The sequence below is a fragment of the Aquirufa regiilacus genome (genome assembly GCF_032470275.1).
In the GTDB taxonomy this organism is placed as follows: Bacteria; Bacteroidota; Bacteroidia; order Cytophagales; family Spirosomataceae; genus Aquirufa; species Aquirufa regiilacus.
Window position 1 is genome coordinate 66740 of record NZ_JAVNWW010000002.1, and the last position, 14280, is coordinate 81019.

Genomic DNA, 14280 nt, shown 5'->3' on the forward strand with positions numbered 1-14280 from the left:
TTTAGAACAGTGGCACGCGAACAATAATAACAAAGGTATCAGAATTGCTCGAAATACCGAAAGACATGTCCGAGTTTTCAAATGTAGGACATGTGGGTGTTTGTAAAAAGGCATTTTGAAATGTAAAATATTGAGATTTGTATGGGAATAATCCAATGTTCTATTATTTACTCATGAGAATTCGATTTACGCGGCTGCTCGCTCTGATTTTTTTATTAGGGGCATTTCATCAACAAACTTTTGGTCAAACGGTAAATTACATCATCAATCCTGCCACCGACGGGGGGTTTGAGGGGAACCACGGTTGGACTTTTTTAAATGGTATTCAAGCCAATCAATGGCAAGTAGGTCCAGCGGTGAAAACCTCTGGATCGAGCGGGGCTTATGTGTCTAATAATGTCAATAGCCAGGCATTGACAAGTCCACAAGCGGGGAACTCGGTTATCTATATGTATAAAGACATTACGGTACCTACGAATGCAACATCCATACAGCTGTCATTCAAATGGAAAAATCCGGATGGATCCACATTTCCTCCAAGGGTCATGTTTTTACCTGCGAGTGATTTACAAAATTTACCAACTGCCGGTGATTTTTACCGTACGAGTGCTTCCGCTTTTACTACGTTTTTACAGAGCCAGACCAACTGGCAGACCTATACGAATAGTAATCCGTTACAGAATGACCGAGATGCAACGTATTTATCATTTGGTGGATATAACCTGAAACCGGGAACGACGTATCGTGTTGTATTTGAGTGGGCTGCGTTTGATCAGAATTATTATATTCAAAATCCACCTATTTGTACTTTGCCTACTTCGGTAGCAATTGTTCCTACCGGAAACAATGTGGTGTATGATTCGAGTAATTTGCAAACATGGTCGGCCAATACGGTCTACACCTACCATGTCAATTTAACGGGAAGCGCCGCCAATTATTTAATTGAATGGTCTTTTGATAATGCAACGATCTTGTCTGGGCAGGGGACAGCTGATGTGACGATTCGAACGAATTCTAGTATCCCAAGTGGAACCTCTTACTCGCGTGTACGTGTTTTTTGTCCGACGCCCACTTACACATTTGGCGGTTATAATGGAGGAAACCTCGGGATTGACGAGGTCGCTTTGAGTTATGTCGCGGCTCCGATTATATCTGGAATCTCCTCGAATAACGGTGCGGTAGGTAATTCGGTTACCCTAACGGGTCAATTTTTTGGGGATAACGTAGCGAATAATGTCGTGTATTTAGGAGGAGCCAAATGTACAATAACGGCTGCTACTTCAACGAGTATTACCGTGACAGTTCCTGCGCAAGCCAAATATGACTACTTCTCTGTTCTGAATACTTCAACCAATTTAATTGGGTATGCCAAGACGAAGTTTTTAAGTAAATCGGCTTCGCTCGTGAATGCCAAATATTCGAGCCTTGCAAATACCTCCTTTGCAAATCCTGTAACTTATACGATGCCTTTAGCTGTGAATCCACCTCAACGATTCGCATTAGCTGATATCGATCAAGACGGGAAAGTTGATCTAGCCTCTTATTCCGTAAATGGAGACCCTCAAGTTTTACGAAATACAGCGACATCTGGTGTCGTGAATGCGAGCACCTTTGCTTCAGTCACGGCTGTGAGTGGAGTAAAGGAGACGTATTCTCAAAATACGGCTCGATCCGTTTTGGCGGCCGACTTGAATAATGATGGAAAAATCGATTTAGCAAATAGCAATGGTGTGCAATATTCGGGTGGTTTTGCCAACATGAATACGAGCACGAGTGGTTCTGTTAGCATGTCGAATTTCACATCACTGAAGTCTTCTTCGGGAGACTATTGGGTAGATGCAGCTTTACTTCCTATTGATATCAATAACGACGGGAAAACGGATATTTTTGGTTTGCGAGGACAATCTTTCATGTCCTCTGGCATTACATACAATTCTGCATATTACCTAAGCCAAAATAATACCTCAGGGAATACCTTTTCGATTACTTCCGGTAATCCAGCGAATACCTATTGTAACTCGTGTACCGACTACCTTTATTTAGGAAATATGTCGGCCGGCGATCATGCCGACTTTGATAATGACGGAAAGGTTGACGTTGTCGCGGCAGGTAATGGGGTAAACATTTTACAAAATCAGACGCCTACAGGATCCTTAAGCTTAGCTAATTTTAAATTTGGGCGGGATATTCTTTCTTTTGTTGGCAACAATGGCCGGGCAAATGCGGTGAAGGTAGCGGATTTTGATGGGGATGGGAAACCAGATATCGTGTATACGAATAATGCAGAAAAGGCCGTTTACATTATGCCTAATACAAATTCTGTGGCCGGTTCCATGTCATTTGGAGGTATTGTTACGCTTCCAACGCCTGATTTAGAAAACACATTTCAGTTGGCAATCGGTGACATGAACGGCGACGGAAAGCCTGATATTATCGTCTCAGATTATTCATCCGCGTCTGGATTTAGCACTAAAATTGCTTATCTCGAGAATACCTCTAGTTCAGGAAATATTTCCTTTGCTTCGGAAATTGTCATGGCTTCCACAGCTAATCGCGTATATCGCCAAATGGAATTAGCAGATGTTGATGGAGACTCTAAAATTGATATTATTGCCAGTCAATTTTCGGCTGACATTGACGTTTACCGCAATATGGCCGGTGAAGCTGGTGCGATCTCTGCTGATCAAACCGTTTGTTCTGGGGCTCCCATCGCAGCTTTTAGTAGTGTTGCACCGGCGACTTTTACAGGAGGTACTTTAGTGTATAAATGGCAAAGTTCGTCGGACGGTATCACATTTACGGACATTGCATCTACTAATTCTTTAAGCTATGCATCTCCAGCGAAAACAGTAACGACTTGGTTTCGTCGCGGGGTAACAAATCCGGCTGATGCAACCGTCTACTTTACTGCACCGGTAAAAGTCACGGTAATCGCTATTCCAACAATTCAAACAACGACGCCAGGAGAACGCTGTGGTACGGGTGCCGTTGTATTGGGTGCTACTGCATCTGCAGGAAGTAGCGTAGAATGGTACCAGCTTTCCTCTGGAGGAACCGCGCTAGGAGCGGGGAATTCATTTACGACGAGTAGTATAGCATCTTCTACTAATTTCTATGCACTTGCATCATCCGATATCGCGGCTTGTAAATCGAGCCGGACAGCAGTTTTGGCTACGGTTGTTACGGCTGTCCCAACCATCACAGCGACTTCTAATTCGATTGCCGCGAATATAACGCGGTGTGATCTAGGTTCTGTGACATTATCTGCCACGCCTTCACACGCGGGCGCGGTGATTTCGTGGTTTACTACCTCAACGGGAGGAACAGCTATTGCTACGGGAACCTCTTTTCAGACGCCTTCAATTTCGCAGAATACGACCTATTACGCGGAGGTTGCTAATTGTTTTGGTATAAGTGTTAGTAGAACCGCGGTGAATGCTTATGTGATAACAACGCCATCGATTACTTCCGTTACTTCTGCTAATGCTTGTATTAATACGAATACAGTTCTTTCCGCGACAGCTAGTGCAGGTTCAACAAGTATTCGCTGGTATAGCACGGATCTTGGTGGGTCACCTATTACAACAAATGTTAGTACAACAATTTCGAATATTTCCGCGGAAACTACACGCTATGCAGCTGCTTACACAACCTTGAATAGCATCACCTGTGAGAGCAATCGAACGGCGGTCGTTGCGCGCGTAATTCCTCGACCGACTATTTCAAGTACAACACCTGCTACTTTATGCCTTTCGGGTACGGCAAGCGTATCTGCAATTCCTTCTTCTGGTGCGAGTGTTCTTTGGTATACCCAATCCAATGGGGGTTCTTCTGTTGGGACTGGAAATGCTTATCAAACACCTATCTTGGGAACGATGCCTATCGTAAGCACGACAGTAGGAACTTATTATGCGGAGGCGGTTAGTCCTGAGGGTTGTACTTCGACTGCTCGTTCGGCAGTTTTCGTTACTTGGTCGGGGCCCTACATTTCATCAACAATATCCGACGCTAACGCCGTTACAAATTTCTCCAATATTACTTTTTCAGTTAATATGGGCGGCACGAAACAAGGATATTATTGGCAACGAAGTAGTGATAATGGGCAAACGTGGACAAATATTATTGCCTCTATGGATGGGGTTACGTATTCGGGCTTTTCGGGCACGACCGGAAACAATAGTACCTTGACAATTTCAACGGCTAAGGTTCAGTTGCATAAGTTTAAATACCGACTTGTTGTTTATAACAACGCTTGTATTGCATATAGCAATGCCGCGACGCTGTTTGTAGCGGATATTTTTGGATCATGCCCGGGAGCACCCTATATCGGCATGAGCTATATGACGAATATTGGTTCGCGCGATTTTAATTTTTACATACCCGACGGTATGGGAGGCACTGAACTGTATAATTTTGGTTATAGCGATTACTATTTTACAGATAATGAGCCGTCCACGGGTTTAGGAATGGTGAATGGTGGTAGCCTTCGTGTCGATTATGATCAACCTTATTTCTTTTCATCCATATATGCGCAAGGTTTAGGTTATTATGATTACACTTCCTGGCCTTCTCCTTATGTAAATTATTCAGATGTAAATAATGTTACAGTTAAGTACAGCCTTGATATGGCTAATTGGACTACGTTACCTCAAACGTTTTCAACGTCACAATGGTCAAATTACGGGGAGACCATCAATTTTTCGTCTCCATTTTACGCAAAATATATATTACTTGAAAATTCGCAAGGTTGGGGGGATATTGGTCTTTCGGAATTCAGGGCTTTTGGGTCCACCGCTGCCGGCTTGCCCTATATTCAAGTAACGCCAACCTCACCTATTTACATCAATTCGGGTGCCTCAAATACGAATATTGAAGTGTCTCCAACACCAGGGCCAGGTCAATCATTCTCTGGTTATGATTGGAAGTTTAATGGGGCGGGAGCGTCACTGGGGACAGCAACGTCCTATACAATTAATAATTTCACGACGGCCGGAAATTATGTTTTTACAGCAACGCAATCAAATGGATGTTTGGTATCTGCGTCCATTGCCGCCAATTTAGTTGCACCGTTTTATTCATCTTTTACTGGCGCTAATGGACAGTTGCAAAATTTAGCGAATTGGAGCACAAACGCTAATGGAACAGGAGGATCGCAGCCAGCTGATTTTAATGCGGGGAAAATTTTCTTATTGGCCAACGGGTCAAGTACTTATACGTTCACAGGAAACTGGACAGTGGGGGGAAGTTTACGCCTTAACGGTAAAGTACTGACACTAGGGGCGAATACGTTAACGGCAGGACAAGTATTGGAGGGCTCAAGTACGGCTTGGGTCGAAACCAATGGTGTGGGGACCTTAACTGAAACGGTTTCAACATCACCCATTGCATTTCCTGTAGGCCGAGGTTCATATTCGCCTGTAAGTATTACAAACTTTACAGGGAGTGCCGATACCTATGCGGTTCAGGTGAGCACGGGCGTTTTATCAGCAGGCTCAACTGGGACAGCGCTTACAAACGTTGTTAACAAAACTTGGAAAATTAACAAAACGAATACGAATGTGGCAGGCTCTGGTTCAACACTTACGTTTAGTTGGCAACCTGGCGACGTCTCTGGAACACTTTCGCTTCCCGCCCTTTATTATTACAATGGTTCAGCATGGGTACAACAAACGGGAACGAATGTGAGTACAACAGCCACAAGTATTACAGTAACGGGATACCAAGGCCCCCTTTCAAATAACTTGTTCATGGTTGCAAATCCTCTACCAAGCATTACTTCGTTTACACCAACCCAATCCGGGGCAGGTTCGAATGTGGTGATTCAAGGTACAGGATTTATCACGGGGGCTACCGTAAGTTTTGGTGGAACTGCTGCAACCAATGTGGTCGTTAATAGTGCAACACAAATTACTGCAACTGTAGGCTCAGGTACTTCGGGCTCTGTTAGTGTAACGACACTCGGAGGGACAGCCACGAAGGCCGGTTATAATTTCTACAATAGTCCCGTCATTCGTTACTTTTCCCCAATCAAAGGACTTGCGGGCAATACTATAACCATTAAAGGTTCGGGATTTACAAGTGCAAGCGCGGTTTCTTTTGGTGGTGTCGTTGCTCATAGTTTTACCATCGTTGATGACAATACGATTATTGCCGTTGTAAAAAATGGGAGCTCAGGTTCGGTCCAAGTTACTACAGGTGGTGGCCAAACAAGCCTTGCTGGATTCATCTACGGGGTTGCCTATACATCGGTGGACCTTTTGGCCGGCTGGAACCAAGTTGCCACGAGCTCTGCCACTTTCCCTTATGCGGCCGCTTACACAAAAACAGGAGATGTTGCAGCTGCAAGAACTTCCTTGGCTAATATGACTGGAAATTCAGCTGTAAATAATCAATGGACCCATAGCGAAACATCCGCAAACTTAAGTATTTCAGGGACTTCTCCTTATTTAAGTTATTCCATTACAACTAATAAAGCCACGAAATTTACACGCTTTGTTTTGACAGGTTTGAATATTTCAGGAACTACAAAATTACAATTGCGATCGAGTGTGGATGCATTTGCTAGTTCTTTAGGAGAATTTACGAGTGCCGCAGGAGCAAATTTTGGTCTAACGTCTGTGAATTTAAGTAACCTCACCACGCAAGCAGCTGGGGTTACCGAGTTTAGAATCTATGCTTACAACGGAAATGGAGATTTAATCAGCTTAGCTGATGGGAATAGTTTCTCGCCAACGGATAATACGGATCCCGCGTTGGATGGTTCGTTCAATGTGATGGTCTTTGGGGCGACGAAGCCTAGTCCAACATTGGGATCGATAGCCAACATCACCAAGCGTGTGACAGATCCATTATTCTCATTACCAACGCCTACAACGAATAGTACGGGAGCATTTACCTACAGTTCAAGTAATACGAATGTGGTGACTGTTTCAAGGAATCAGGTGACACTTTTGAGTCCTGGTGTTGCCACTATTACAGCTTTACAAGCTGCTTCTGAAGAGTATGAAGAAGGGTCCACTACATTTAGTTTGTCTGTGACTAAGTTACCTACAATCCGAATGGAGAATATATCCAAACTGCTAGGGGATTCACCTCTTACTTTGACTGCCACATCCGATTCTCCAGGGGCAATCACATACTCCGGATCTGTTGCCAATGTGTTCTCTGTTAGTGGATCAACCCTGACGGTTGGGACCACAGCCGGAACAGGAACGATTACGGTTTCGCAAGCGGCAAGCGGCATTTACGAAGCGGCAACAATCACGGTACAAGTGATTATTTCCAGTTCAAGTAAATTGGCTCCTACGCTTACATGGATATCCGGAATCAACAAGACGAAGGGAATGCCCGCGTTCGCGTTATCGGTTCCAACTTCGAACAGTACGGGAGCATTTACCTACAGTTCAAGTAATACGAATGTGGCGACTGTTTCAGGTAGCACCGTAACCCTTGTAGGCGATGGCCTTAGCACGTTAACGGTGTTGCAGGCGGCCAATGGAAATTATCGGGCAGGCGCCATCAGCGCTCCTTTAGTCGTGGGTCTTTTAAGTAAGTCGAGTCCGAATTTGAGCGCCTTTGCTGACCAAACAAAGACGATTACACTCGGGACATACACGATAACTCCGCCAACGACCTTGAGTAGTGGAGCCTTTACTTATGTGAGTTCAAATCCGGCTGTGGCAACCATCTCCGGAACTACAGTAACGCTCGTTGGCCTCGGGACTAGCAGGATTACTGCTGCGCAAGATGCATCGGACAACTACAATGGGGAGATGATTGCATCTACCTTAACGGTTGTCAATCCAAATGTTCCCGTCATTACTTATTCAACTAATTTAGCGACTTGGACGCGTGGTACGACTATCCAAAATTTATTACCGACCTTAGTTTCGGGTGCTGCGCCAACAAGTTATAGCATAATGCCGCCCTTGCCATCAGGGTTTAGTTTTAATACTACGACGGGTGAAATTTCGGGATCTCCTACAATTGTTAGCACAGGAACCGACTATACGGTAACCGCTTCCAATCTTGGGGGAGAGAGTAGTTTCAACTTGAATTTAGCCGTTATTGAACCGCAGCCGACGAACTTGGTAATCTCGGTGCCGTCGATTTATTTGTTGGGTCAGGCCATTACACCTGTGACACCAACAAGCTCTGGAGGTGTTGTGTCGACTTACAGCATTAGTCCAAGTTTACCAGGCGGTTTGGTTTTTGATACAGCCACAGGTACGATTTCCGGTACGCCAACTGAATTGAAGTCGGCAACGACCTATACCATTACCGCTACAAACTCAGGAGGAACCACATCTACTACCTTCTCGTTGACTGTCAATGATGTAGCGCCGACGGGCTTAACCTATGCTTCACCAATTGTCCTCGAGCGTGGGATTACCATATCGCCGATCGGGCCAAGCACATCGGGTGGTGTAATTACTACCTATAGCATTAGCCCGACATTGCCTGCGGGATTAAGCTTTAATACATCCACAGGTGTGATTTCGGGAACGCCTACTGCCGTGACGGCTCGGACGACGTATACGATTGTGGGTTCCAACGTGACCGGTTCTTTAACAGCAACCATTGACATCTTGGTGAATGATGCGCCGCCGGTCAACTTTACCTATACGACTCCGCCAATCTATTATTTGAATACGGCGATAACACCCTTGACACCCGCAAGTAGTGGTGGCACCCCGGCAGGGTATAGCATTTCGCCAGCCTTGCCCGTGGGATTAAGTTTCAACACCGCGACCGGTGTGATTTCAGGAACACCTACGGCGATTACTGCTTCGGCTACGTATGTCGTGACGGCATTTAACTTTGTGGGTTCCGTCTCCCAAAACGTGGTGATCGAGGTGAAAGATTATGCGCCTATTAACCTGGTGTACCCTGTCGGCACACTGACCGCGACAAAAACGGTGGCGATTAGTCCGATTACGCCAACCGTTGGCGGAGGCGCTGTCATTACCTACACGGTAAGCCCAGCCTTGCCTACAGGATTGACAATTAATTCGAGCACGGGTGAGTTATCGGGTACAGCGACGGTATTAAGTCCTTCGGCGACCTATACCTTGACTGCCAATAACGGGACTGGGTTCACAACAACCACGATGCAAATTGCCGTGGTGGATGTCATTCCTTCCCAATTAAGTTATGCGACGCCAGTTGGTTTGGTACGAACCCAAGCGATGACGAGTTTAAGCCCAACGGTACAAGGTGGGACGGTTATTTCCTACAGCATTTCTCCAGCTTTACCTGCTGGATTAAGCTTCGATACGGGTACAGGTGTCATTTCAGGAACGCCTACAGCGGTTACGGCTCAAGCGACCTATACCGTAACAGCCACGAACACGGGAGGGTCAACGACCTTTGGTGCGGTGATTCGTGTCTATGAATTCAATGATCCAAACTTAGATTCAGACGGTGACGGAATCATCGATTCAGCGGATCAATGTCCTTTGTTATTTGGTACGGCCCAACTGAATGGTTGTCCGGTGGATTCCGATGGTGACGGCTATTTTGATACCGTGGATGACCGCGATGATGATAATGATGGAATTCTAGATACGGCTGAAAATGCAGCATGTAATCCAGCCAGCTCAAGTTGTGATACAGACGGTGATACCATTCCAAATCTTTTGGATTTAGATTCGGATGGCGATGGCATCAAAGACGTCATTGAAGCCGGCGGAACGGATGCCAATAACGACGGCAAGGCCGACGGAGCCATCGTGGCAAACGGAATTCCGGTCTCTGCGGCTGGCGGTTTGGCAACGATTGATACGGATTCCGATGGAACCGCGAATGCCTTTGACGCAGATTCAGATGGCGATACGGTATTAGATGCCGTAGATCAATGTCGTTTGGTCGCTGGTTCTGTGCTTTTGAATGGTTGTCCGGTGGATTCCGATGGTGACGGCGTGTTCGACACCTTGGGGGATTTGGATGATGACAATGATGGTATTTTAGATACGATTGAAAATGCGGCTTGTAATCCTTCAAGCCCGACCTGTGATACGGATGGGGATAATACGCCAAACTACTTGGATCTAGATTCCGACGGCGATGGTATCAAAGACGTGATCGAAGCGGGTGGAACGGATGCCAACAACGATGGCAAAGCGGATGGAACCGTGAATGGTTCGGGTATTCCAAGTACGGCAGGATCTGGGCTAACGCCAACGGATATTGATAGCGACGGCTTGCGTAATCCGTATGATTTGGAGAGCGATGGTGACGGTGTCTTGGATGCGACGGAAGTCAATGACAATACGAATCCGCAGAATAACTGTTCATACCTCTTGATTCACCGCACGGTTTCAACAAGCACCGCTTGGCAACAAGGGGATTGCGACGGTGACGGCGTGATTAACTTGAATGATACGAATCCACAATTGGCCATTGCGCAAAATGATTTCTTTGGTCCAGTTGTGAATGGAAATATTTCCGGAAACGTCATGGCGAATGATGATTTTGTGCCTGGCGCAAACATTAGCCTCACTCGTTTACCAGGCGGTGGCGCAGGAACGGCCACGGGTACAGTTACGCTAATCCCAACCACCGGGGTTTTGAATTACACGGCGGGATTAAACGAACCTGCGAGTGTGGTGACGATCGGTTACCAAGTGTGTAATACGACAACGAACACCTGCTCAACAGCAACGATTAGCGTTCGAATTACGCGTGACAATCCAGCGCTTTCGAACTTCCCTGCCATCACGAAAACAATCCGTGATGTGGCCTTTACGATTACGCCACCGACGAGTTCAGCGGGAACCGGTGCGATTAATTATACAAGTAGTGACCCGAATGTCGCGACGATTAGTGGCAACACGGTAACGATTGTGGGCCTAGGTACGACTACAATAACGGCAACACAAGCACAAGATAGTAATTACAATGCGGCAAGCGTTACCACGATTTTGACGGTGTTAATTGGCGATTCTGATGGTGACGGCGTACCAGATACGGACGAGCAAGCGCAAGGTACAAATCCGTATGATGCGGGTAGTTTCTTAGATACCGATGGTGATGGGGTTCCGGATTACATCGAAAACCAACAAGGTACCAACCCAAACAACGCAACAAGTTTCTTGGATGCTGATCGCGATGGAGTTCCTAATTATGTAGAGGAACGCCAAGGAACAAATCCTGCAAATATCTCAAGCTATTTAGATAGCGATGGCGATGGTGTTCCGGATTATGTGGAAACACGCCAAGGGACAGATCCTCGTAACGCAGGAAGTTTCCAAGATACAGATCGTGGAGGCGTTCCGGATTACGTGGAAACACGCCAGTCGACGAATCCATTGGTCGCGCCAGACGTTGTACAAGATGCAGATGGGGATGGTATTCCGGATTACCGCGAAGGATTTGACCCGAATAACCCTGTGGCTTCCGCGGACACCGATGGCGATTCCATCCCAGATTATTTAGATAATGACGCCGATGGCGATGGTATTCCGGATGCAACCGAATTAACAAATGATACCGATGGAGATGGTGTGCCAGACTTCCAAGAGATGTTGGACGGCACGAACCCGAACAACCCAAGCAGCGTAAAAGATACGGATGGTGACGGAGTTCCCGATTTTGTGGAAATCGCACAGGGAACAGATCCATTCAATCCTACAAGCGCACGCGACAGCGATGGGGACGGCGTGCCGGATTATGTCGAGACCCAACAAGGTTCCAACCCGAATAACCCGGCCTCTACGCGGGATACGGACGGGGATGGCATTCCGGATTATGTAGAGACTCGACAAGGCTCGAATCCAAACGCCTCAGGCGATGTGGTCGCAGATAGCGACGGGGATAGTATTCCGAATTACATCGAAGGATATAATAACCAAAGTCCAAGCGCATCCCGCGATAGCGATGGCGATGGTACAGCGGATTATTTGGATCTCGATTCAGATGCGGATACGATTCCAGACATCACGGAACGTACCGTAGATTCAGATGGCGATGGTGTGATGAACTACCGCGATTTGGATAGTGATAATGATGGTATTTTAGATGCGACCGAAGGAACAGGTGATGTAGATTCGGATGGTATTTCAAATTACTTGGATTTGGATACGGATGGCGATTCGATTTTTGATGCTTGGGAGGCTCGGATTGATTACACCTACCACCGTGATTACAACGCGGATGGCCGAATCAGTTTGGCCTCTGGTGCCTTTGCCGATGTGAATACGAATGGTCTCATGGATTATTTGGAATTACGCTTAGGAGGAACGCCGATCAATGCCCAGGATACGGATGGGGATGGTATTCCCGATTTTAAAGACACCGATTCAGATGGAGATAGCATCCCAGATTATTTGGAATTAACGGAAGATGCGGATCGTGATGCTTTATCAAATTACCGAGACGATGATTCGGATGGCGATGGTGTAGGCGATAATATTGAAAAGTGGAGCGATTTAGATAATGATGCCTTGCCGAACTTCTTGGATACCGACTCCGATGGCGATGGAATTCCAGATGCTTGGGAAGGCGCGGAAAGATGCTGGACGTGTACTGACGCAGATAAGATTGATAACAATGGCGACGGTTGGGATGATCGCATTCAGTTTGGCGGATTTAAGCCAAAAGATACCGACCTCGACGGCATTTATGATTTCTTAGATACGGATAGTGATAATGATTGTATTCCTGATGCGGCAGAGGGCTTGAATGATGTGGATCATGATGACCAACTGAACTTCCGTGATGGCGATAGCGATAATGACGGAATCCCAGACGCGGTAGAAGCTGTAAGTTGTACGAATCTTGTCGATACGGATGGCGATGGTGTTCGTGATTTTGAAGATTTCGATTCGGATAATGACGGAATGTTAGATGCATATGAGGTAGGGCCAAATGGTTGGGCTCCACTCGATTTTGATCGCGATGGCAAACCCGATTACCGTGATTCGGATTCGGATAATGATGGCATTTCTGATTTAATCGAGGTGGGTACAACGCCTACAAGCCCCGTGGATACAGATGCAGACGGAACGCCAGATTACCATGATTTAGATTCAGATGGGGATTCGATCTTAGATTCCATTGAATTAAATGTTGACACCGACCAAGATGGTGTTGCGGATTTCCGTGATTTGGATTCGGATGGAGATTCGATTTTGGATTCGATTGAGAAGGCGATTGATACGGATGGGGACGGCATCCTGAACTTCCGTGATTTGGATTCGGATGGAGATTCGATTTTGGATTCGATCGAGAAAGCGATTGATACGGATGGGGATGGTAAGGCCAACTACATCGATACTGATTCGGATGGCGATGCGATTCCGGATGCGGTGGAGAAGGCGATTGATACCGATGGGGATGGCAAAGCCAATTACATTGATACCGATTCGGATGGGGATAAGATTCCAGATGCAATAGAAGCAGGTTCGAACCCGGCGACACCGGTGGATACGGATGCAGATTCGCGTCCAGATTACCTCGACTTGGATGCAGATAATGATGGTATTCCAGATACATACGAGGCGGGAACCAATCCTTTGGCACCGCTTGATACAGATCGTGATGGCATTATGAACTTCCGTGATTTAGATTCTGACGGTGATAAGATTCCAGATAAAGTGGAGGCGGGTAATTTGGTAAATGCCAATGAATCCAATGGCTACAAGGAAATCGATACGGATGGGGATGGCCAAGCCAACTACACGGATGCCGATTCAGACGGAGATGGAATTAGCGATGCCATTGAAGCGGGAGCAAATCCATTGATTCCGGTTGATACGGATCAAGATGGCAAGCAGGATTATGTGGATGTCGATTCGGACAATGACGGCGTTTCGGATAAGGATGAGGCCGGCGTTGTGAACGGAGTTCCGGCGGATACGGATAAGGATGGCATTCCGGATTATTTAGATTTGGATACAGATGGTGACGGAATTTTGGATCAAGTAGAAGATGATTTGAATTACGGTGCGATGCCTGATTGTGATCAGGATGGAATACCAAACCGTTTGGATAAAGATCAATGTGAAACCTATGCGACACAAGGATTCTCGCCAAATGGAGATGGCAAAAATGACACCTTCATCATCCCTGGAATTCTAAGCAGACAGCCAAACCGCATGACGATCATGAATCGTTCCGGCCAGGTGGTTTACGACGCAGAAAACTATAAAAATGATTGGAATGGACGTAGTGCGAATGGCCAAGAATTGCCAGACGGAACCTATTACTACGTGTTGGATTTCTTTGGTAAATATCCAACGGTGTCGACCTATGTGTACATCAATCGGTTAAAATAAGAAG

1 protein-coding gene is annotated in these 14280 nt (G+C 46.2%); it reads left to right on the forward strand.

Annotation, left to right across the window (positions count from 1 at the left end):
• Positions 1 to 173: 173 nt before the first annotated feature.
• Positions 174 to 14276, forward strand: a complete 14103-nt coding sequence (locus tag PQG45_RS06250) for an Ig-like domain-containing protein (RefSeq protein WP_316070485.1) — start codon at positions 174 to 176, stop codon at positions 14274 to 14276.
• Positions 14277 to 14280: the final 4 nt, after the last annotated feature.

Bases quoted from the DNA above. Each gene is read 5' to 3' on its own strand.
- PQG45_RS06250 (WP_316070485.1), top strand. From the start codon at position 174: ATGAGAATTCGATTTACGCGGCTGCTCGCTCTGATTTTTTTATTAGGG.